This is a genomic window from Streptomyces harbinensis (assembly GCF_900116145.1).
In the GTDB taxonomy this organism is placed as follows: Bacteria; Actinomycetota; Actinomycetes; order Streptomycetales; family Streptomycetaceae; genus Streptomyces; species Streptomyces carpaticus.
In genome coordinates, this window is sequence record NZ_FPAB01000006.1 from 124014 (window position 1) to 145493 (window position 21480).

General features: G+C 74.6%; 20 protein-coding genes. 13 read left to right on the forward strand and 7 right to left on the reverse strand.

The window, feature by feature from the left end:
- Nucleotides 1-15 precede the first annotated feature (15 nt).
- Nucleotides 16-894 carry an NmrA family NAD(P)-binding protein gene (locus BM385_RS18220; protein WP_019432818.1) on the forward strand — a complete coding sequence of 293 codons (879 nt, stop codon included), beginning with the start codon at nucleotides 16-18 and terminating at the stop codon, nucleotides 892-894.
- Between the two features lie 96 nt (nucleotides 895-990).
- Here BM385_RS18220 and BM385_RS18225 read toward each other — a convergent pair whose 3' ends face one another.
- The 3 genes from BM385_RS18225 to BM385_RS18235 all read right to left on the reverse strand — a co-directional run bounded on the left by BM385_RS18225 (nucleotide 991) and on the right by BM385_RS18235 (nucleotide 2314).
- Nucleotides 991-1179: a hypothetical protein gene (locus tag BM385_RS18225; protein ID WP_051131079.1), complete on the reverse strand. Its 189-nt coding sequence runs from the start codon at nucleotides 1177-1179 to the stop codon at nucleotides 991-993.
- A gap of 151 nt (nucleotides 1180-1330) precedes the next feature.
- On the reverse strand, nucleotides 1331-1621 hold the full coding sequence (locus BM385_RS18230; protein WP_019432816.1) for a hypothetical protein: 291 nt from the start codon (nucleotides 1619-1621) through the stop codon (nucleotides 1331-1333).
- A gap of 153 nt (nucleotides 1622-1774) precedes the next feature.
- The gene (locus tag BM385_RS18235; RefSeq protein WP_019432815.1) at nucleotides 1775-2314 is read right to left on the reverse strand and encodes an HNH endonuclease; all 540 of its coding nucleotides are present in this window, start codon (nucleotides 2312-2314) and stop codon (nucleotides 1775-1777) included.
- Between the two features lie 191 nt (nucleotides 2315-2505).
- Here BM385_RS18235 and BM385_RS18240 point away from each other — a divergent pair, with 191 nt between their 5' ends.
- Genes BM385_RS18240 through BM385_RS18250 form a run of 3 tightly spaced genes read left to right on the forward strand, consistent with a single transcriptional unit; the run spans nucleotide 2506 to nucleotide 5023 of the window.
- A complete protein-coding gene (locus BM385_RS18240) occupies nucleotides 2506-3414 on the forward strand; it encodes a mechanosensitive ion channel family protein (protein WP_019432814.1) in 909 nt (302 codons plus the stop codon).
- 31 nt (nucleotides 3415-3445) lie between these two features.
- Nucleotides 3446-4354, forward strand: a complete 909-nt coding sequence (locus BM385_RS18245; protein ID WP_093843696.1) for an NADP-dependent oxidoreductase — start codon at nucleotides 3446-3448, stop codon at nucleotides 4352-4354.
- A gap of 30 nt (nucleotides 4355-4384) precedes the next feature.
- Nucleotides 4385-5023, forward strand: a complete 639-nt coding sequence (locus BM385_RS18250; protein ID WP_093843697.1) for a GNAT family N-acetyltransferase — start codon at nucleotides 4385-4387, stop codon at nucleotides 5021-5023.
- On the opposite strand, the gene BM385_RS18255 is transcribed toward BM385_RS18250, so the two are convergent.
- Both BM385_RS18255 and BM385_RS18260 read right to left on the reverse strand, forming a co-directional pair.
- Nucleotides 5020-5595 (reverse strand): GNAT family N-acetyltransferase, encoded by a 576-nt coding sequence (locus BM385_RS18255; protein ID WP_026047255.1) that lies wholly within the window; start codon nucleotides 5593-5595, stop codon nucleotides 5020-5022. The genes BM385_RS18250 and BM385_RS18255 overlap by 4 nt on opposite strands.
- A 118-nt stretch (nucleotides 5596-5713) precedes the next feature.
- The gene (locus tag BM385_RS18260) at nucleotides 5714-6793 is read right to left on the reverse strand and encodes a glycoside hydrolase family 5 protein (RefSeq protein WP_093843698.1); all 1080 of its coding nucleotides are present in this window, start codon (nucleotides 6791-6793) and stop codon (nucleotides 5714-5716) included.
- Nucleotides 6794-7040: 247 nt separating this feature from the next.
- Here BM385_RS18260 and BM385_RS18265 point away from each other — a divergent pair, with 247 nt between their 5' ends.
- The 4 genes from BM385_RS18265 (at nucleotide 7041) to BM385_RS18280 (ending at nucleotide 13781) form a co-directional block, all read left to right on the forward strand.
- Nucleotides 7041-8543, forward strand: coding sequence for a GlnX family signal transduction membrane protein (locus tag BM385_RS18265; protein ID WP_367889608.1), 1503 nt, complete (start codon nucleotides 7041-7043; stop codon nucleotides 8541-8543).
- Between the two features lie 183 nt (nucleotides 8544-8726).
- A complete protein-coding gene (locus BM385_RS18270) occupies nucleotides 8727-9869 on the forward strand; it encodes a glutamate ABC transporter substrate-binding protein (RefSeq protein ID WP_246338272.1) in 1143 nt (380 codons plus the stop codon).
- A 115-nt stretch (nucleotides 9870-9984) separates the two neighbouring features.
- The gene (locus tag BM385_RS18275) at nucleotides 9985-11232 is read left to right on the forward strand and encodes a hypothetical protein (RefSeq protein WP_019432807.1); all 1248 of its coding nucleotides are present in this window, start codon (nucleotides 9985-9987) and stop codon (nucleotides 11230-11232) included.
- Nucleotides 11229-13781 (forward strand): serine/threonine-protein kinase, encoded by a 2553-nt coding sequence (locus BM385_RS18280; RefSeq protein WP_093843700.1) that lies wholly within the window; start codon nucleotides 11229-11231, stop codon nucleotides 13779-13781. Before BM385_RS18275 ends, BM385_RS18280 begins: the two co-directional genes overlap by 4 nt.
- 1627 nt (nucleotides 13782-15408) lie before the next feature.
- Here BM385_RS18280 and BM385_RS27230 read toward each other — a convergent pair.
- On the reverse strand, nucleotides 15409-15894 hold the full coding sequence (locus tag BM385_RS27230) for a hypothetical protein (RefSeq protein ID WP_175543032.1): 486 nt from the start codon (nucleotides 15892-15894) through the stop codon (nucleotides 15409-15411).
- 76 nt (nucleotides 15895-15970) lie between these two features.
- On the opposite strand from BM385_RS27230, the gene BM385_RS18290 reads away from it, so the two are divergent.
- From BM385_RS18290 to BM385_RS18310, 5 genes are all read left to right on the forward strand, one after another.
- The gene (locus BM385_RS18290) at nucleotides 15971-16858 is read left to right on the forward strand and encodes a PP2C family protein-serine/threonine phosphatase (RefSeq protein WP_093843701.1); all 888 of its coding nucleotides are present in this window, start codon (nucleotides 15971-15973) and stop codon (nucleotides 16856-16858) included.
- Nucleotides 16855-18132, forward strand: a complete 1278-nt coding sequence (locus BM385_RS18295; RefSeq protein ID WP_019432803.1) for a vWA domain-containing protein — start codon at nucleotides 16855-16857, stop codon at nucleotides 18130-18132. Before BM385_RS18290 ends, BM385_RS18295 begins: the two co-directional genes overlap by 4 nt.
- A gap of 42 nt (nucleotides 18133-18174) precedes the next feature.
- Nucleotides 18175-19146: an FHA domain-containing protein gene (locus BM385_RS18300; RefSeq protein ID WP_093843702.1), complete on the forward strand. Its 972-nt coding sequence runs from the start codon at nucleotides 18175-18177 to the stop codon at nucleotides 19144-19146.
- A 62-nt stretch (nucleotides 19147-19208) separates the two neighbouring features.
- The gene (locus BM385_RS18305; protein ID WP_019432801.1) at nucleotides 19209-19886 is read left to right on the forward strand and encodes an ABC transporter ATP-binding protein; all 678 of its coding nucleotides are present in this window, start codon (nucleotides 19209-19211) and stop codon (nucleotides 19884-19886) included.
- Complete coding sequence (locus tag BM385_RS18310; RefSeq protein WP_237751260.1) at nucleotides 19883-20959, forward strand: ABC transporter permease; 1077 nt, start codon at nucleotides 19883-19885, stop codon at nucleotides 20957-20959. The genes BM385_RS18305 and BM385_RS18310 overlap by 4 nt, the downstream gene beginning before the upstream one ends.
- 45 nt (nucleotides 20960-21004) lie before the next feature.
- Here BM385_RS18310 and BM385_RS18315 read toward each other — a convergent pair whose 3' ends face one another.
- Nucleotides 21005-21409 (reverse strand): globin, encoded by a 405-nt coding sequence (locus BM385_RS18315; RefSeq protein ID WP_019432799.1) that lies wholly within the window; start codon nucleotides 21407-21409, stop codon nucleotides 21005-21007.
- Nucleotides 21410-21480: the final 71 nt, after the last annotated feature.

Genomic DNA, 21480 nt, shown 5'->3' on the forward strand with positions numbered 1-21480 from the left:
ATGCGAGGAGGTCCCATGACGGTTGTCGTCACCACCCCCACCGGACAGGTCGGGTCGCGGGTGGTCGGGTTGCTGCTTCAGGCCGGGGTGCGGCCGCGGGTGCTGGTACGCGATCCGGCGCGACTGGCGCCTGGGGTCCGGGACCGGGTGGAGGTGCGGCGCGGTGATCTGACCGACGCCGATTTCGTGGCCGGGGCGATGGCGGGGGCCACGGCCGCGTTCCTCGTCGATCCGACCCCGCACGCGGTCGAGGACCCGGTGGGTACGTCGCGCCGCACCGGCGCCGGGCTGGCGCGGGCGGTACGGGAGAACGGGGTGGGGCGGGTGGTGTTCCTCAGCAGCGGCGGGGCGGAGCTGCGGCACGGCGCCGGGCACATCGACGGACTGGCCGCGATCGAGGAGCAGCTGGACGCCACCGGCGCCGACGTCACGCATCTGCGGTGCGGCTACTTCTACCCGAACCTGCTGCTCTCCCTGGAGGAACTGGCGGCCGGGGAGCTGAGCACGGCGGGCGACCCGGACCGTCCGCAGCCATGGGTGGACCCGCGTGACATCGGGGAGGTGGCGGCGGCCCGGTTGCTGAGCGATGCCTGGCGCGGGCGGGTGGTGCAGGGCGTGCACGGTCCCGAGGACCTGTCATGGCGGCAGGTCGCGCGGACGCTGACGGGGGCGCTCGGGCGCGGGATCCGGCTGCGCGTGGTGTCGGACGACGAGGTGCGGGCGGCGCTGGGCGGGGCGGGGCTGCCGCCGGGCGCGATCGAGGGGATCGTCGGGATGACGGCGGGCACCCGCGGGCTCACTCCGGAGCCGCCCCGGGACGTGCTCACCACCACCCCGACCACGCTCGCCGGCTGGGCGTACGCCCGGCTGCGGCCGCGGCTGGACGTGCGCTGACCCCCGCGCTCGCCGCGCGGGGGCGGCGGGCCGGGGGTGTGGGACCGCGCGGGGCGGTGGGGAGCCGATCCGTGCGCGGCGGGGCCGCGCGGGCGGTCAGCTCTGCTTGCCGCTCGGCTGCTTCTTGCGGTCGCCGAGGATCACCAGGCCGGTGATCAGGGCGAACAGCGCGATGGGGGCGGCCACGAACAGGCCCAGGGTCTCGATGGCGCTCAGGCCCGGGCCCGGGTCGTCGCCGTCCTCCCGGTGCGCCGCCTGGGCGAGCGGGGAGGTCATGAGCAGCATCAGCAGCGTGCCGGCCGTGAGGGCTCCGGCGCGCAGACCGTGCCTGCTCGCCTGCTTCTGCCCACGGGCGTTCTTGTTCGCGTTCACCACGCCCCCACAGTAACGAACCCCTTCCGGGCCTTCTCCCACGCCCCCGCCGTTTCGTACCGGATCAGTGCGGATCGGCGTGCGTGAGCCCGGCGGTCGGCTCGGAGGTCAGGGGCAGCTCGGCGGCGGACAGTGGCTGCTCGGAGGTGAGCGGGGTGGTACCGGCGGGTGCGGGTTCGCTGGTCAGCGGCGGGTCCAGGGCGCGGGCGGCGGCGTCGGGGTCGGTCAGCTCGGACAGGTCGAACTCACCGGTCTCGTCCCACGGCATGGGGGGCAGCTCGTCCTGCGGGACGGCGGGCTCCCCGATCAGCGCGGGCGGAAAGGGGGCGACGGCGGGTTTGCTGGGTGCGGCCACGGGCCTCACTCCGTTCACGGGCGGTAACGCGGACTTCGGTGCCCTCGTTGCCCTACCCAGTCAACGCCACCCCATCCGTCCCCGCGACCGGAATTGCGGGAAAGCGAGCGATATCACCCACGGTCGGCGAAAAGATTTGCGGTCGGCCCGGGGTCAGGCGGAGGACCGTCCCTCGATCCGGGCCAGTGCGTCGTCCGCGCCGTACGGCTGGAGATACGGCAGCCACCGCGGATCGCGGTGGCCGGTACCGATGATGCGCCAGGCGAGACCGGACGGCGGCCCCGGCTTGTGGCGCAGCCGCCAGCCCAGCTCGGCGACCTGCCGGTCGGCCTTGATGTGGTTGCAGCTGCGGCAGGCGGCGACCACGTTGTCCCAGGCGTGCGCGCCGCCCCGGCTGCGCGGGATCACGTGGTCGACGCTGGTGGCGACAGCGCCGCAGTACGCGCACCGGCCGCCGTCCCGGGCGAACAGCGCCCGGCGGGTCAGGGGCACGGCGCCCCGGTAGGGGACACGCACGAACCGTTTGAGCCGCACCACGCTGGGGGCGGGTATGGCGTGGGTGGCGCTGCGCATGAGGGCGTCCGAGTCCTCCAGACTCACCGCCTTGTCGTTGAGCAGCAGGATGAGCGCGCGGCGGATGGGGACGACGCCGAGAGGTTCGTACGAGGCGTTGAGGACCAGGACTTGTGGCACGGATGCCCTCCAGTTCCGTCGGCGGCACGTGGCTCGCGCCGGGACGATCTCCCACAGTGTGTCCCGGCCACGGGGGATGGCGCCACCACGGACCGGTAATACACCGATGGTGTCATTCGCCACACCCGCCCCGTCCTGACCGTTTTTCCCCGGCGTCCCGGGGTGCGCGGCGCGATTACGGTGGACGGGTGATGAGGGAGCACTGGGAAGCCTGGCTGGGCACGGGCCTGCGGATCGCGCTGATCGTGGTGATAGCCCTCGTGCTGCGCGTGGTCGTGCGCCGGTCGATCAGCCGGCTGATCAAGCGCATGCACCGGGACGACAAGCGCCGCGCCGGCAGCCCCTCGCGCGGCTCCGCCCTGCTGGCCAACCCCGAGCGGCGCATCCAGCGCGCCGCCGCCATCGGCTCGGTGCTGCGCTCGGCCGCCTCCGTCCTGGTGCTGGGCACGGCGGCGCTGATGGTGCTCTCCCAGCTGAGCATCGAGCTGGGCCCCCTGGTGGCCAGCGCCGGGATCCTCGGGGTGGCGATCGGCTTCGGCGCCCGCAACCTGGTCACCGACGTGCTCAGCGGCATGTTCATGCTGCTGGAGGACCAGTACGGGGTCGGCGACCGGATCGACGCCGGCGAGGCGAGCGGCACCGTGGTCGAGATCGGGCTGCGGGTCACCACGCTGCGCGCCGACAGCGGCGAGCTGTGGTACGTGCGCAACGGCGAGATCAAGCGGGTCGCCAACCTCAGCCAGGGCTGGGCCACCGCGCAGCTGGACGTCGAGGTGCGGGCCGAGGCCGACTACGCGCAGGTGCACAAGGTGATCACCACCGTCGGCGAGGAGCTGCACGGCGGCGGACCGCCCTGGGACGAGCTGCTGTGGGAGCCGCTGGAGGTCCTGGGCCTGGAGTCGGTGTCGATGGACACCATGGTGGTACGGGCCAAGGGCAAGGTCGCGCCCGGCAAGGCCGCCACCGTCGAGCGCGAGCTGCGCCGCCGCGTCAAGGAGGCGCTGGACGCCGCCGGGATCGCGCAGGTGGACCCGGCCGCCGTCACGCTGGAGAAGCTCCGAGCTGCGCCCCCGGGAACGCTCCGTAACACTGAGGGGTGAGGAGCGAAGCGACCTGGGAGGCGATTCCACGATGCGCGCACTGACGTACACGGATTACGACGACCCCTCGGTGCTGCGGGTCACCGACCAGCCCGAGCCGCACGCCGGACCCGGCCAGGTCCGTATCGCGGTGCACGCGGCGGCGGTGAACCCGATCGACTGGAAGATCAGGCGCGGACTGTTCGACGACACCTCCCCGCTCGCCTTCCCCGCGATCCCCGGCTCGGACGCCTCCGGCGTGGTCGACGAGGTCGGCCCCGGGGTGGCCGGGGTGTCGGTCGGCGACGAGGTGTTCGGCTCCGGGCGCAGCGCCTCCGCGCAGTACGCGGTGCTCGACCACTACACGGTGAAGCCGCCCGAGCTGACCTGGGAGCAGGCGTCCGGGCTGCCGATGGCCACCGAGACCGCGCGGCGCGCGCTCGGACTGCTCGGGCTGCGGGCAGGCCAGACGCTGCTGATCGAGGGCGCGGCCGGCGGCACCGGCAGCGCGGCGGCGCAGTTCGCGATCGCCGACGGCCTCACCGTCATCGGCACCGCCAGCGACCGCAACCAGGACTATCTGCGCTCGCTGGGGGTGCGGCCCACCACGTACGGGGCCGGGCTGAAGGACCGGGTGGCGCGGCTGGCGCCGGACGGGGTGGACGGGGTCTTCGACACGGCCGGCTCCGGCTCGCTGCCCGAGCTGATCGAGATCGCCGGCGATCCGGGCCGGGTGGTGACCATCGCGGACTTCTCGGCGCCGCAGTACGGGGCGCGGGTCACCTCCGCGATGTCGGACGACCCGGCGTACGACGCGCTGCCGCAGGCGGCCGAACTGGCCCGGGAGGGGCGGTTCACGGTGGCCATCGACTCGGAGTACCCGCTGGACGCCGGCGCCAAGGCGCACGAGCGCAGCGAGGGCGGCCATGTGCGCGGGAAGATCGTGCTGAAGGTCTGGTGACCCACCGGGGCGGGTCCGAGAATGATCCGCATGACACGCACTGCTGGGGATGTACGGATCCGCCCCTACCGGCCCAGAGACGCCGTGGACGCGGCGGCACTGCGGCGGATCTGTGTACGCACCGGGGAACTGGGCGGGGACGCCCGGGGCCACTTCCACGACCCGGGCGTCCTGCCCGCGCTCTTCGCCACCCCGTACGCCGAACTCGACACCGGCCTGGCCTTCGTGGCGGACGACGGCGACCCGGACGGGCCGATCGGCTACATCGTGGGCGCGCCCGACACCGAGGCGTACTACCGCGACTTCCGGGCCCGGTGGCTGCCGCGGATACGCGACCGCTTCCCGGTGCTGCCCGGCCGCACGGACCGGGACGGGGAGTTGCGCGCGCTGCTGCACGAGCCGGAGCGCATGATCGACGCCGAGGTGGTGCGGGAGTACCCGGCACACCTGCACATCGACCTGCTGCCGCACGGGCAGCGGCGCGGTCTGGGCACCCGGCTGATGACGGCGTACCGCGACGCGCTGCGCGAGCGCGGCGTCCCGGGCCTGCATCTGGCGATGAACCCGGCGAACGCCGCCGCGCACGCGTTCTACCTGCGGTACGGCTTCCGTACGCTGCGCGAGCCGAGCGAGGAGAGCCCGGTGCTGCTGCTGGGGCTGCGGCTCTAACCGGGCGGCGCGTCCTGCGGGTACCGCTCCCAGGTGAGCAGGGTGACGGGGCGGCCCCTGATCTCGCGGTGCAGCGGCGGGTCGGGGGCCACCACGAAGCCGGCGGCGCGGGCGACGGCGTTGGAGGGGGCGTTCTCCGGCTCGATCCGCAGGATCACCCGGCGCACGGCCAGCTCGCGCAGCGCGTACTCGGCGAGCACCCGCACCGCGCGCGCCGCCAGGCCCCGGCCCCGGTGGGCGGGCCCGACGGTGTAGCCCAGCTCGGCCTCGCGCGGGGCGTCCGGGTTGGGGAAGAGCACCACCTCGCCGAGCGGGGTGCGGCCGTCGACGGTGATGGCCAGCTGGACCCGGCGGCCCTCGGCCCGGTGATCGAACGCCTTGGCGAGGTAGTCGTGCGCCGCCTCCAGGTCGAACGGGGAACGCAGCGGGGTGAAGCGGGCGATGTCCGGGTCGTCGAACAGCGCGACCATGGCCGCGCTGTCCTGCACCGTCCACTCCCGCAGCCGTACGCCGTGGCCGGCCGGCCGCAGCGGGGCCGGGGGCAGCTCGTATACGGATTCGTCGCCGGTCATGCTGGTGATCTTGCCCAATGATCACCGATCTTGGAAGCGGTTGATCAGCGGAGGGAAACCGGCGCGGCGGCCGGCCGGAGGGTTCCGTCCGGCCGGCCGCCGCACCGGCGCGCGCGGGTCACACGCGGTCGCGGACCCAGATACCGGCCTCCTTCAGCGGGGCGGTGCCGCTGAACTGGCCGGCCGCGCAGGAGCCCTCGCGGAAGACGGCGCCCGAGCGCCAGTCGTCGGAGAAGTTCCAGTTGGTCCAGCCGATGCCCTTGGCGGCCATCAGGTCGAGGTAGCGCTGGGCGTTGGCGAAGTCGTTGGCCCCGTCGCCCGTGTAGTCCTGGGTGCCCCACTCGGTGACGAACACCGGCAGCTGGTCGGAGGCCCGGTCCAGGGCGGCGAGGTAGTTGTCGCGGTGCGAGGCGGCGTAGAAGTGGAAGGTGTACGCGATGTTCTCCGCGTCGACCGGGTTCGCGATGATCTCCCGCTCGTCGGAGCCCTCGGAGACGCCGAGCGAGGACCAGCCACGGGTGCCGACCAGCACGACGGCGTCCGGGGAGCCCGCCCTGACCACCGGGATCAGCTCCTCGGCATAGCTCTTGATGCTCTGCCAGCTGACGCCGTTGGGCTCGTTGGCGATCTCGTACAGCAGGTTGTCCTGGTCGCCGTGGCGGTCGGTGATGTCGGTGAAGAACCGCTTCGCCAGGTCGGTGTTGGCGTTGGGGTCGCCGGGGGTGAGCATGTGCCAGTCGACGATCACGTACAGGCCGCGCGCGGTGGCCTGGTCGATGACGCGGCTCGCGAGGTCGGTGAAGTACTGCGGATCGGTCGCGTAGCCGTCCTCCTGGACGTAGGTGGACAGCCGCAGCACGCTCGCGCCCCAGTCGTGGGCGAGGGCGTCCAGGGACGCCTCGGTCAGGCAGTGCTCGAACCACTGGGTGCCGTGGCTGCTCATGCCGCGCAGCTGGACGGGGGTGCCGTCCTCGCCGCACAGCCGGGTGCCGCAGATCTCCAGGGCGCCGTGCTGCTGGTACGGGGTGACGGCCGACGGCTCGGGCCCGGTGGGGGCGGGCCCGTTCCCGGTGGAGGTCGCGGTGGCGGTGCCGCCGCCGAGCCAGAGGGCGGCGGCCGTACCGGCGGCGGTGAGCAGGGCGGCGAACGAGGCGAGCGCGCGGGTGGGGCGGGCCGGGCGGGATAACGAGCGGCTCATCGGATCTCTCCATTCGTGGTGGGGGGACGGAGAAAAGACCGATGCGACGGTAGGTGCAACCTGACGGGTGGTCAATGCGTGTCAGGGGATGACGGGACGGGCGACGGAGCGGGAACGGGGACGCGCGCCGGGCGGCCCGCGCGGAACAACATCGCGATCGCGACAAGATCCCCGCAAACCCTGTCTGGAATCCGTCCGGGCGGCCATACTTCTGGCCGTGGCCACACACGAGGGGGGAGGCCCGACCGTGACGCAGCCACCGCACTCCCCGGCGCGGCCCGGCCTGCCTCCACCCGGCCCGCCACCACCGGCCCTGCCGCCGGCTTCCCTGCCTGCCCCGCCGGCCGTACCGCCCGTACCGCCGCCCGCCCCGCCGGTGCCGCCCCGGCCGCCCGGCAGACCCCGGCTGTCGGACTGGGCGAAAGGGGTGCGCTCGCTGCGCGCGGCGGCCCGTACCGAACCCGGCCGGCTGCGGATCATCGGCGCGGCCGTGGTCGCCGCCCTGCTGCTGTTCGGCGCGGCCACCGCCTGGCAGATCGCCGACCGCGCCGAGGCCGCCGACACCCTCATCGACTCCAGCCAGCCGCTGAGCGCGGAGGCCGCCGACATCTACCGCTCGCTCGCGGACGCCAACACCAGCGCCGCCGTGGCGCTGCTGACCGGCACCGGCTCCGACCCGCAGGTACGGGAACGGTACGAGGAGCGCGTCGCCACCGCCGCCGCCCTGCTGACCCGGGCCGCGGCGCACACCGGCAACTCGCCCCGCGCGCAGGAACTGACCGCCGAGCTGAACGCCGAACTCCCGGTCTACACCGGCCTGGTGGAGACGGCCCGGGCCAACGACCGGCTGGGCCTGCCGCTGGGCGGCGCCTATCTGCGGTACGCCGACAGCCGGATGCAGGAGGTCCTGCTGCCGGCCGCCGCGTCGCTGTACGCGCTGGAGACCGAGCGTTTCCAGCACGATGCCCGGCGGGCCGCCGACTGGCCGTGGTTCTCGCTGGCCGCCGCCGGCCTCGCGCTGGCCGTCCTGGCCTGGGTCCAGCGCCGGCACTGGCTGCGTACCCACCGGGTGTTCAACCAGGGGCTGCTCGCGGCGACCGGGGCGGCGCTGGTGCTGCTGCTGTGGCTGACCGGCTCGCACACCCTGGCCCGGGCGGCGCTGCACGACGCGGACCGGGGCGGCGCGCAGTCGCTGAGCGCCCTCAACGACGCCTGGATCGCGGCGCTCCAGGCCCGCGGCGCCGAGGGCATGACCCTGGTGGCGCGCGGCTCGGGCACCGGGTTCGAGGAGAGCTACCAGGAACGCATGACCGAACTGGCGGGCCTGCCCGCCGGCAACGGGGAGAACGGCGCGGCCGACGGCGACGCGGCGGACACCCCGCAGGGGCGGCTCGGCACCGCCTGGCAGCTGGCCGACGACGAGGCCGGCCGGGCCCCCGTCGAGGCGGCCCACGCGGCGGTCGGCGAGTGGCGCGGGCTGCACGAGGAGGCCAGGCAGCGGGAGAATGCCGGGGAGTACCAGGAGGCGGTGGAACTGGTCATCGGCGAGGGTTCCACGGGGGAGGCCTTCGACCGGGTGGACGAGGCGCTGGCGCAGGCACTGGCGCACGAACAGGACCAGTTCACCCGGGCCGCCGAACGGGCCGTGACGGCCAGGACCGGGCTGCTGGTCGGCGCGCTGTCCCTGGCGGTACTGGCGGCCGGCTGCGCCGTGCTGGGGATCAACCAGCGGCTGGCGGAGTACGGGTGAGCGGGTGGGTGCGGGGGCGCGTGCGGGTGCGGGTGCGGCTGTGAGGGAGGAGGGACGACGGTGACGGAACGGGCGCGGACAGACGCGGCGGGAGCGGCGAACGCGACGGGAGCTGAGCGCGCCGACGCGACGGCGGCAGGACCCGCGGGTACGGCAGGAGCGGACACCACGGCAGCGGGACCCGTGGACGCGACGGACCCGGCCGCGTCCGCGGCCTCCGCCGCGGCTGCGGCCCTCGCCTCGGCGCCAGCCCGGGCACGTACCCGGACCGGGACGCGTACCCGCCGACGGCGGCCCGGCGGCGGCCGTCCGCTGCTCACCGCCGCCTGCGGCCTGGCGCTGGCCGGCTGGATGCTGGCCGGCTCCCTGCCCTCCCCCGGCGACACCGCCGGTGCCGGCCACGCCCACGGCGAGCCGCCACCGGTCGCCGGCGGCCGGGTGGTCCAGGTGGACGACACCACGGACGACGACGACACCATCGGCTCGCTCGCCGCCCGCGAAACCTGCGCGAACGGCACCGACCCCGCCGCGTACAGCTGGTCGCCCTCCCGCGACGGCGGCGAAGCGGTCCGGCGGATCACCGAACGCGGCCGGCTGATCGTGGGCGTCGACCAGAACAGCTACCTGTGGGGCTACCGCGCCCCCGACGACCCGCAGACCGTCATCGGCTTCGACATCGACCTGGCCCGCGCGGTGGCCGCCGATCTGCTCGGCGACCCCGGACGCGTCACCCTGCGGCCCATCCCCACCGACCAGCGGATCCCGCTGCTGGAGAACCGGGAGGTGGACATGGTCATCCGCAGCATGTCCATCACCTGCGACCGCTGGGAGGCGGTGGCGTTCTCCGCCCCGTACTTCGACACCGGCCAGCAACTGCTCGCCCCCCGCTGGTCCGGCATCACCGGCTTCGACTCCTCGCTGGCCGGCATGCGGGTGTGCAGCGGCGACGACACCACCGCCCGCGTCCTGCTGGAGCGGGAGCCGCACGGCGCCGAACTGGTCACCGCCGGCGGCCACCTGGACTGCCTGGTGCGCATCCAGCTCGGCGAGGCCGACGCCCTGATGACCGACGGCGCGCTCGCCGCCGCCCACGCGGCGCAGGACCCCACCATGCGGCTGATCGGCGAGCCGATCAAGGAGGAGTCCTACGGCATCGCCATGAACCTCGACGACCAGGACCTGGTGCGCCGGGTCAACGCCATACTGGAGGACTACCGCTCCGGTGGCGACGGCAGTGCCTGGCAGCTGGCGTACCGGACCTGGCTCGCCGACTGGTTCCCGCCGGACATCTCGCCCGAGCCGGCCGCGCCCCGCTACCGGGACTGACGGTGAACCGCACCCGGGCGGGGGAAGGATCAAGCAGCAGTCGGAACCGAGCAGATCAGACCAGGTGAGCAGGCATGCAGCAGAAGCAGTGGCGGACGGGACAGAGGGGAGAACAATGGCCCCGGATTCCGGTCAACGGGTGCTGAGCCGGGAGGAAGTGGACCGCGCCCTCGTACGGCTCGCCGCCGAGCACGAGGCGATCGAGTCCTCCCTGCTCACCCTCCAGGACCACGCCGGCCGCCGGCTGCTCGAAGGCGCGCGGCTCACCGGGCTCACCCGCGAACGCTGGCAGCGTGCCGAGGCCACCGTCGCCGACCTGTGGTCCTGGTTCGAGACCTGCACCGAAACGCTCACCACCGCCCGTGAGCTGCGCGCCCGCCGCCGCTTCCCCGGACGCGAGGAACTGACCCGGCTCAGCCTGCTCCTGGAGGGCCGCAACCTGGTGATCTCCGGCGGCGAACTGCTCGCCGAACACACCAGCTGGCAGCAGCTGGTGGCCCGGATGAACCGCGGGTACGCCGAAGTCCTCGACGTCGTCGCCGCCGCCGACGCCGTGTGGTCCGCGCTGCCCGCCCGCATAGACCTGCTCTCCGCCGAACTGCGCCGGGTCAGCGAACTGGCCCACTCCGCCGGGGTGCGCCCCGGTACCCACCCGGCCGGCGACGACCTGGAACGGGTCACCGGCGAACTCACCGCGCTGCGCGCCGAGGTGATCTCCGACCCGCTGGCGTTCTGGCTGCCCGACCCCGGCCGGGCCACCCCCGGCGGAGGCCGCCCCGACACCGCACGCTACGACCGGGCCGCCCGCACCCTGGACGACATCCGGCGCGAGGTGGACGCCGTCTTCGGCGTGCGCAAGGACGCCGAAGCCCGGCTGCTGGGCCTGCGCGACGTGCTCTCCCGGGCGGACCGCACCCTCGCCGAGGCCCGCGCCGCCCGGGTCGAGGTGCTCTCCAAGATCGCCGCCAGCGAGGTGCCGGCCGTCAGCGGGCCGCCCGTCGCCCTCCAGCAACAGCTCGCCACCGCGGGCGACTACCGGCGCCGCGCCCAGTGGCACCGGCTCTCCCCGCTCCTGGACGCCCTGGAGGTGCGGGCCGAGGAGGAGCTGGAGCGGGCCCGTTCCTCCCTCTCCGCCGTCACCGCCCCGCTCGCGATACGCGCCGAACTGCGCGGCCGGCTCGACGCGTACCGCGCCAAGGCCGTCCGGCTCGGCAAGGACGACGACCCGCTGCTGGCCGAACGGTACGACGCCGCCCGCCGGCTGCTGTGGACCGCGCCGTGCGATCTGCGCGCCGCCGAGGGCGCCGTCCAGCGCTACCAGGAGGTGGCGGCCGACCTGCTCTCCCCGAGGAGCGAGCCATGAGCGGCACCGGGTCCGGGCCGCTCCCCTGCCAGCGGCCCGACTGCGCCGGCCGGTACGAGGACGTCGGCGACGGCCGGCTGTACTGCGACCTGTGCGGGCTCGCCCCGGTGCTGTCCCCGCGCGGCGACATCGGGACGGTGGCCACCGGGCTGACCGTTCCCCCGCAGCGCGGCCCCGCCCCTTCCCCTGAGCCGGAGCCGGAGCCGGCCTCGGCCTCGGCCGGTTCTGCCCCCCGGCCCGCCCCCGGGCCCGGCCCGGATTCCGGCGCCGGGCCCGGCTCCGCGCGGTCGCTGCCCAGCTCCCGCCTGTCGCACCGTTCCGTCTCCGGTTCGCTGTCCCGCTCCGGCGCCCACCCGTTCGCGGACCGCTCGGTGTCGGTCCGCAGCTCCCGGTCCACCGCCACCGGCTCCCGCCACCGGCTCGGCGCCGGCCTGGTGACCGTTCCCCCCGTACCGCGCCCCGACCCGCTCGACCAGGTGCTCGCCGACCCCGAAGTACCCGAGCGCAAACGCTTCTGCGGCAACAGCGACTGCGGCGAACGCGTCGGCCGCACCCGGGGCGACCGGCCGGGCCGCAGCGAGGGGTACTGCACCCGCTGCGGCCACCCGTACTCCTTCGTGCCCAAGCTGCGCCCGGGCGACCTGGTGCACGACCAGTACGAGATCGCCGGCTGCCTCGCCCACGGCGGCCTCGGCTGGATCTACCTCGCCCGCGACACCAAGGTCAGCAACCGCTGGGTGGTGCTCAAGGGCCTGCTGGACACCGGCGACGACGACGCCATGGAAGTGGCCATCTCCGAACGCCGCTTCCTCGCCGAGATCGAACACTCCACCATCGTGCGGATCTACAACTTCGTCGAACACCTCGACCGCCGCACCGGCAGCCTCGACGGCTACATCGTGATGGAGTACGTGGGCGGCCGGTCGCTGAAGGAGATCGCCAACGCCCGCCGCACCCCCGACGGCCGCCGCGACCCGCTGCCGGTGGAGCAGGCGTGCGCGTACGGCATCGAGGCGCTCGACGCGCTCGCGCATCTGCACAGCCGCCAGTTGCTGTACTGCGACTTCAAGGTGGACAACGCGATCCAGCAGAACGACCAGCTCAAGCTCATCGACATGGGCGCGGTGCGGCGGATGGACGACACCGGGAGCGCGGTGTGGGGCACGGTCGGGTACCAGGCGCCCGAGGTCGCCGAGATCGGGCCGTCCGTCGCGTCCGACCTGTACACCGTGGCGCGGACCCTCGCGGTGCTGACCTTCGACTTCCAGGGCTACACGACGGTCTTCCAGGACAGCTTGCCGGAGCCGGAGCACGTGGAGGTCTTCCAGCGGTACGAGTCGTTCTACCGGCTGCTCGTCCGGGCCACCGATCCGGACCCGGAGCGGCGGTTCTCCTCGGCGCAGCAGATGTCCGAGCAGCTGACGGGCGTGCTGCGGGAGGTGGTGGCGCTCCAGTCGGGGCAGCCGCAGCCGGCGCTGTCGCAGCTGTTCGGCCCGGAACTGCGGGTGCCGGACACCGAGCTGATGCCGGCCGTGGGCCGCGAGGTGTCGGCCCTGGGCGCGCGGCGGCGGCGCGGGAAGCACCCCCGGCCGGCGCCGGCGTCGCCGGCGGCGTCCGGCCCGCTGACCATGCCGGTGGACATCGAACGGACCGCCCTGTCGCTGCCGGTGCCCAAGGTCGCCCCGGACGACCCGAACGCGGGTTTCCTGTCGGGCCTGACGGCCGCCGCCCCGTCCGATCTGCTGGGCGCCCTGAACGCCGCCCCGGCGGACTCCGTGGAGCGGCGGCTGCGCGAACTGCGCGCGCTGCTCGAACTGCCGGACAGCCGGGGCCGGGAGAGCGCCCGCCTGTTGCTGGCCGGACTGGAGAACGAGTACGGCGACGACTGGCGGGTCGTCTGGTACCAGGGCGTGGCGGCACTGGCCACCGGCGACCTGGGGACGGCGGCGCTGTCCTTCGACGCGGTGTACGACGCGTTCCCGGGCGAGGTGGCGCCGAAGCTGGCGCTCGCGGTCTGCGCCGAGACCCTGGGCCAGCTGGACAACGCGGCCGACTACTACGAGCTGGTGTGGCGCACCGATCCCAGCCATGTCAGCGCGGGCTTCGGCCTGGCCCGGGTACGGCTGGCGGCCGGCGACCGCGAGCGGGCGGTGGCGGCGCTGGAGTCGGTGCCCGACACCTCGGCCCACCACATCGCCGCCCGGGTGGCGGCGGTACGGGCCCGGCTGCGGCAGCGTTCACCTGCGGAATCGCTCCTGCCGGACCTGCTGGCGGCGGGGCGGCAGGTGGAGGCGCTGCTCGCGGGCGGACTGGAACCATCGCTGGGTGAACAGCTGTCCTGTGAAGTGCTGGGGTCCGCGCTGGACTGGCTGCTGTCCGGCCATTCCGGACAGGATGGGCGGCTTCTGGGCACGCCACTGGAGGAGACGGGTATCAGACTGGGTCTGGAACGCTCCTACCGGCGGCTCGCGCAGTGGGCGCCGGACAGTAGTGAACGGATTGAACTGGTGGAGGCGGCCAACCGCTTCCGCCCGAGGACATGGGTGTGACGATGCCGCAGCTCGACCAACTCTCCGCCTGCCCCGGCTGCGGTGAGCCGTTGGATGCCGACGACGAGTTCTGCGGCAACTGCGGCCAACACCTGCGCACCCCTCCCCCGATGACAGCCCGCCCCGCCGCCCGCCGCCCCACCGCGCCGGGGGCGCGGGGCGCGGGAGCGCAGGGAACCGGACCGCAGAGCCCGGCCGCACCGGGCGCGGCAGCACCGGGCGCGGCAGCGCAGGGCACCGGACCACAGAGCCCGGCCGCACCGGGCGCGGCAGCGCAGGGGGCAACTCAGCGGGGCGCGGGAGCACAGGCCACCGGACCGCAGGCCACGGCACAGCCGGGCACCACGGACGGCGCCGGTGCCCGGCCACAGGCCACGGACCCCGCTGGTGCGGCGCCCCGCACCCCAGCGGCCCCCGCAGGCAACGGCGCGACGGTGCCGACCGGCACGCAGCCCCCCGGAAAGACGGCCCCGGCCGCGCCGCAGACCCCGGACGCGGCATCGACGTCCACACCCGATCGGCGACCGAACGACCCCGCCACCGGGGCCCCCGCCCTGGGCGGGCGGCCCCCGGCCGCCGGCCGGGCCCAGGCGCCCGCTCACCCCGGCGCCACGCCACCGGCGCCCGGCACCGGCGCGACCCCGGCCCGCCCCGCCGGGGCGCAAGCACCGGCCGGCGCGGTCTCGAACACCCCTGCCGCACCTCCGGATACAGCGGCGCCCGGCCCCGGAACCGCCCCGGTCCGGCCGGCTGGCACGGCACCGGGCAGCCCGGCCATGCCGGGCACCGGCAGCACGCCGACCGGTGCCCCCGGAACACCGGCACCGGCACCGGACGCCGCGCAGGCGCCTGCACCGCAAGCCCCCGGTATCGGTACACCCCAGCAGCCCACCGCCGCGAACACCCCGGCGCACGGCGCGGGTCCGAACCCCAGCGCGCCCGGCACCGCTCAAGGCCGCACCACCAACCCCGGTGCGGCAACCGGCAGCGACAACGCACCGGTCACGGCTCCCCCGGCCCAGGCCCCGGGCACGGCCGCCAACGGACCAGCCACCCCCACCGGTACGGCCTCGCAGCGCGCCGGACAGGGCCCGGAATCGCCACCGGCGGTAGGCGGAACCAGCGGCAGCAACGACAAGCCGTCCGCCGCACCCCGCGCACACACACCGGCGCCGAACCCCGGAAGCGCCCCGCAGCAGCCCGCCCCAGCGCCCGGCGCCGGACAGCACCCCGCAGCCAACAGCCCGCACCCGTCACCGGCAGCAGCTGCCCCCGGCAGCGGCGCCCCTTCGCAGGCGCCGGCGCCCGGTGCCGCGTCCAGCACCCCGGCCGCGCCCGCTGGAACCGCGCCGCAGCAGCCCGCCGCGACCACCCAGGCACACGACGGCAAGCCGAACGTTTCGGCTGCGGGTCCGGGTACCACTTCCCCGGCCATCCCCGGCCACTCCGCGGCAGGGGCCGGCAAGGGCAACGGCAAGGCCACGAGCCCGGCTCCCGCTTCCGCCCAGCGGTCCGGTTCGGCCGGGGCCGCCGCCGGAGCGACGCCCGACAACCCCGCACGGCCCGCACCCAGCGACCCGGCAGCGCAGGGGCCCGGGGCGGGTTCCGCCGCCGCTGCTCGTCCGGCTCAGCCTGCCGCCCCGGCAGCGTCGCCGAACGCGCCTTCCGCCGCCCCGGCGGCTCCGCCGCAGGGCGGGGCGTCTTCCGGGCCGGCCGGCGGGCAGGCCGGTGCGGGGCGGGGGGAGGCGTACACGCCCACCGAGCCGGACTTCACCCTGCCGCCGCCGCAGCCGCAGCCGCAGGGGCCCGCCGGGTCGGCGCGGGGGAAGGCCGCGCCCCGGGCGGCGTCGGCGCCGCCGTCGCAGCCGCCGTCCTCGGCCGCCCCGGCGCAGCCCGCCCCCGCGCAGCCCTCGTCGGCTCCGCGGCTGCCCTCCCTCGATCCGCGGGCCACTGCCGCCGCCTCCGTCGCAGCGTCCGCGTCCGCCGCGTCCGGGCCCACCTCCCCGTCCTCCGCGTCCGGGTCCACCTCCGCCTCCGCCGCGTCCGGGGCCCCCGCCTCCGCCTCCGCCGCCGGTTCCGGGGGCTCCGCCTCCGCCGCCAACTCCCTGGGCACCGCCCCCGCCGATCCGCGGGCCGCCGCCGATCCGCGGACGCGGGACGCTCGGCCGCCGAACCGCGAGACCCATCCCGTGCTGTGCGCGCTCTGCTCGAAGGGCCGGGTCGACGCCGACGGCTACTGCTCCGACTGCGGCCGGGCGCAGCCCGGCGAGCGTGATCATGTCGAGCGGGCGCTCGGCGGGGTGGCCGCCGTGACGGACCTGGGGTTGCGGCACCACCGCAACGAGGACTCGTTCACCGTCTCGGCCACCGCCCTCGCCGACGGTTCACCGGCGGTCATCGCCGTCGTCTGTGACGGCGTGTCCTCCTCCTCCCGGCCGCACGAGGCGTCCGCCGCCGCCTCCGAGGCGGCGGCGGAATCGCTGCTCGCCTCGCTGCCGCGCGGCGTCTCCGGTCAGCAGGCCATGCACGACGCCGTCCTGTCGGCCGCCCGCGCGGTCGCCGATCTGGCCGACGCCGCCGCCGAGCCCGGGCAGAACGCCCCGGCCTGCACGCTGGTCAGCGCGGTCACCGCCGGCGGCATCCTCACCGTGGGCTGGGTCGGCGACAGCCGCGCCTACTGGATCCCCGCCGAACGCGGCGCCGCCGCGGCCCGGCTGACCGAGGACGACTCGTGGGCGGCCCAGATGGTGGCCGCCGGGCTGCTCAGCGAGGCGGAGGCGATGGCGGACCACCGCGCGCACGCCATCACCGCCTGGCTCGGCGCGGACGCGGTCGAGGTCGAGCCGCACACCGCGTCGTTCAAGCCGGACCGGCCCGGCGTGGTGATCGTGTGCACGGACGGCCTGTGGAACTACGCCGAGTCCGCCGAGCAGCTGGCGCGGCTGGTGCCCGCCGGGGCCCGGGAGACCCCGTTGCCGACCGCCCAGCAACTGGTGCGGCACGCCCTGGAGTCGGGTGGCCACGACAACATCACCGTCGCGGTCATCCCGTTCCCGGTGGTGGATGTGGCGCGATGAGTACGGGGCCGGTCTTCGGCGTCGAGGTCTACCAGAACGAGTATCTGCACCGAGGCGCCGACGAGATGCACGCGATCGTCACGGTCACCGCCACCGGCGGTGACCGGTCCTCGGACGCCGCCGTGGTGATCATGGTGGACTGCTCGGGGTCGATGAACTACCCCTCCGCCAAGATGGACGCGGCCCGCCGCGCCACCGAGGCGGCCCTCGACACGCTGCGCGACGGCACCGCGTTCGCCGTGGTGGCCGGTACGCACCGGGCCAGGGAGGTCTATCCGGGCGGGGGCCGGCTCGCGGTCGCCGACGCGGCCACCCGCGCGGCGGCGAGGCGGTCGCTGGGCGGGCTGACGGCGGACGGCGGCACCGCCATCAGCACCTGGCTGCTGCTCGCCGACCGGCTGCTGGCGACCTCCGGCGCCGCCGTCCGGCACGGGCTGCTGCTCACCGACGGCCGTAACGAGCACGAGGAGCCGGAGCGGCTGCGCGCGGCGCTGGAGCGGTGCGCGGGCCACTTCACGTGTGACGCGCGTGGCGTCGGCACCGACTGGGAGGTGCGGGAGGTCACCGAGATCGCCGGCACGCTCCTGGGCAGCGCCGACATCGTCGCCGAACCGGAGGACCTGACGGCCGACTTCACCGCCATGATGGAGGCGGTGATGGGCAAGGGCATCGGGGATGTGAGCCTGCGCCTGTGGACGCCGCTGGGCGCGTCGGTGCGGTACGTGAAGCAGGTGGCCCCCGCAGTCGCCGATCTCACCGGGCGCCGTGCCGAGGCACCGCCGCGCGCCGGGGACTATCCGACGGGTTCCTGGGGCGAGGAGTCCCGCGACTACCACCTCAGTGTGCGGGTGCCGCCGTGCGACGTGGGCCAGGAGATGCTGGCCGCCCGGGTGTCCCTGGTCGGCCCGGACGGGGTGACGGTCAGTGCCCGGCCCGGTCTGGTGCGCGCCGTGTGGACCGCCGATCCGGCCGCCGCCACCGCGCTCCATCCGCAGGTCGCCCACTACACCGGGCAGGAGGAGCTGGCCCGCGTCATCCAGCAGGGCGTCGATCTGCGCAAGCGCGGGGACACCGCCGGCGCCGCCGCCCGGCTGGGCCGGGCCGTCCAGCTGGCGCACGTCTCCGGCCACGAGCAGACCTCACAACTGCTCGCAAAGGTAGTGGACGTGGAGGATGCGGCGACCGGTACTGTTCGGCTGAAGGCGAAAGTCGCCGAGGCCGACGCGATGACCCTGGAGACGAGGTCGACGAAGACGGTCCGGGTAAAGAAGTAGTCGACATGAGAAGAATCAGCGGAAGCAGGGGGAGGCAGTAACATGCCGACGTGCCCGAACGGCCACCAGTCGGCGGCCGAGGACTGGTGCGAGGTGTGCGGGTACCGCATGCCGGCGCCCGCGCCCGCCGCCGCGATGCCCCCGCCGCCCGGAGCGTTCGGCCAGCAGCCCCCGGGTCCGCCCGGTCCCCCCGCGCCGCCGCCCGGCCCGCCCGGCTATCCGGCGGCCCCGCCGATGCAGCCCGCGCCGGCCGGCGAGCACTGTCCCCAGTGCCGTACGCCGCGTGAGGCGCAGGCCCCGTTCTGCGAGGGCTGCCGGTACAACTTCCTGACCAACTCCCCCACCACCTACATACCTCCGCTGCGTGCCGATGGGCCGCCGATACCCGGCGCACCGCCCCAGCACCAGCAGCCCCAGCACCAGCCTCCCCACCAGCCGCCGGCCCCGCCCCACCCCTACGGCCACGGCCACGGTCACGGCCACCAGCCGCCGCCCGCCCCGCCGGCGCCCGGTGGCGCCCCCGGCCAGACCGGCGACTGGGTGCTCCCGCCGCCCGCGCAGCAGCCCCCGCAGCAGGCCCCCGGCGGCTACGGCTACCCGCCGCGCGGCGGCGCGTGGATGGTGACGGTCGGCCCCGACCCCGACTACTTCCAGGCCATGATGCGCCGCTCCGGCCCCGAGGCCGCGCAGCTGAGCCTGCCGCCGTACGCACCACCCCGCCAGCTGCCGCTGAGCGGACCGCAGGTCACCGTCGGCCGCCGCCGCCAGTCCACCGGCGAGAGCCCGGACATCGACCTGTCCCAGCCGTCCGAGGACCCGGGAGTCTCCCACCAGCACGCCGTGCTCGTCCAGCAGCCGGACGGCAGCTGGGCGGTGGTCGACCAGGACTCCACCAACGGGACCACGGTCAATGGGTCGGAGGATCCGATCCAGCCGTTCGTTCCGGTACCGCTGCGCGAGGGAGACCGCGTGCACGTCGGTGCCTGGACCACCATCACGCTCTACAGGGGATAGGAGCAGTCTCAGTGGACCAACCCGCCATATCTGTCAGCGGGCTGCGGAAGACATACGGGGATGTGCAAGCGGTCGACGGGGTGACCTTCGAGGTGGCGCCCGGCGAGTTCTACGGCATTCTGGGGCCCAACGGCGCGGGCAAGACCACCACGCTGGAGATCGTCGAGGGGCTGCGCCGCCCCGATGAGGGCACGGCCGAGCTGTTCGGCATCCCCTCCTGGCCGCGCAACTACGAGCTGCTGCGCCGGATCGGCGTCCAGCTCCAGGCGACCGCGTTCTTCGAGAAACTCACCGCGCGCGAACAGATCCACACCTTCGCCGATCTGTACGAGGTGCCGCGCGAACGCGCGGACGCCATGCTGGAGTCGGTCGGCCTCACCGAGAAGGCCGACGTGAGCGACACGGAGCTGTCGGGCGGCCAGGCCCAGCGGCTGTCGATCGCCTGTGCCCTGGTGCACGATCCGGAGCTGGTGTTCCTGGACGAGCCGACCACCGGTCTCGATCCGCAGGCGCGCCGCAACATGTGGGATCTGCTGCGCGAGATCAACGCCGCCGGCCGGACCGTGGTGCTGACCACCCACTATCTGGACGAGGCCGAGGTCCTGTGCGACCGCGTCTCGATCATGGACGCCGGCCGGATTCTGCGCACCGGCCCGCCCGCCGAGCTGATCTCCGAGCTGGGTGTGAAGACCCTGGAGGACGTGTTCCTCCAGCTGACCGGCCGGGAGTTCCGCCAGTGAGCCGTAGCCTCGGGGGGCTCGTTCCCCTCTCCAGAACCATGGTGCTCGGCCTGGTGCGGGACCGCACGGCCGTGTTCTTCATGCTGATCTTCCCGCTGATGTTCCTGGTGCTGTTCGGCGCGCTCTTCCAGGACACCTCGGTCTCGCGCTCGCCGATCGCCCAGGTCGGCGACGTCGAACTGCTGGAGGAGTTGCCGGCGGACTACCGCGCCGACCTGGACAAGGTGGTGGAGCTGCGGCGCGCCGCCGATCTCGACGAGGCGCTGAAGCAGGTCCGCGACGGCGATGTGGCCGGCGCGATCTGGCAGGACGGCACCACCATCGAGGTGCGCTACTCGGAGGCGGACGGGGTACGGGCGGGCACCGTCCGCAGCGTGGTCCAGACGCTGGTGGAGTCGGCGAACCTGGCCGCGACCGGCCAGCCGCCGACGTACACGATCGCGATGGACACGGTCGAGGACGACTCGGTCAAGCCGATCCAGTTCCTGGCGCCGGGGCTGCTGGGCTGGGCGGTGGCGATGGGCGGGGCGTTCCTGTCCGCGCTCACCCTGGTCAGCATGCGCAAGACCCGGCTGCTGCGCCGGCTGTGGCTGGCCCCGGTCCGTCCGTGGGCCGTGGTCGCGGGCCGGGTGGGGGTGACGCTGGGGCTGGCCGTGGTGCAGACGGCGGTGTTCCTGGGCGTCGCGGTGATCCCGTTCTACGGGCTCCAGCTGAGCGGGGCGTGGTGGCTGTCCATTCCGCTGGTGCTGTGCGGCTCGCTGGCGTTCATGTCGATCGGCCTGATCATCGGGGCGGTGGCGAAGACCGAGGAGGCGGCCAACGGCATCCTCCAGGTGACGATCATGCCGATGGCGTTCCTGTCGGGGTCGTTCTTCCCGGCGGACGTGATGCCGTCCTGGCTGTCGACGATCGCCCAGGTGATGCCGCTCAAGCACCTCAACGAGGCGCTGATGGCGGTCCTCAGCCGCGACGACAGCTGGGGCACGGCGCTGCCGGTGATGGGCGGGCTGCTGCTCTTCACGGCGGTGTGCACGGCGATCGCGGCGAAGCTGTTCCGCTGGGACAGCGCCTGACGGGAGCGCGCCCGATGCGGCGGGGCGGGCCCGGGCCCGTCCCGCTCAGCCGGGGGTGTTGATCATCGAGCCGGCCGCGTAGACCATGTAGCGCCACATCTCGGCCTCGTCCTCCGGGTCGAGGCCGAGGGTGTCGATGGCGTCGCGCATGTGCCGCAGCCAGGCGTCGTGGGCGGCGCGGTCGACCGTGAACGGAGCGTGCCGCATCCGCAGCCGGGGGTGACCGCGCCGGTCGCTGTAGGTGCGCGGGCCGCCCCAGTACTGCATGAGGAAGAGGGCGAAGCGCTCCTCGGCCGGCCCGAGGTCCTCCTCGGGGTACATGGGCCGCAGCAGCGGATCGTCGGCCACGCCCTCGTAGAAGCGCTTCACCAGCTTCCGGAAGGTGGCCTCGCCGCCGACGCGCTCGTAGAAGGTCTCGGTGGGCAGGGTGCCGCGTCGGATCTCGTTCACCCTCCCATGGTCGCAGACCGGTTCCCGGGGGCGGGAACTCACGGAGAGTAGACCGGGGGCGACAGCGCGCG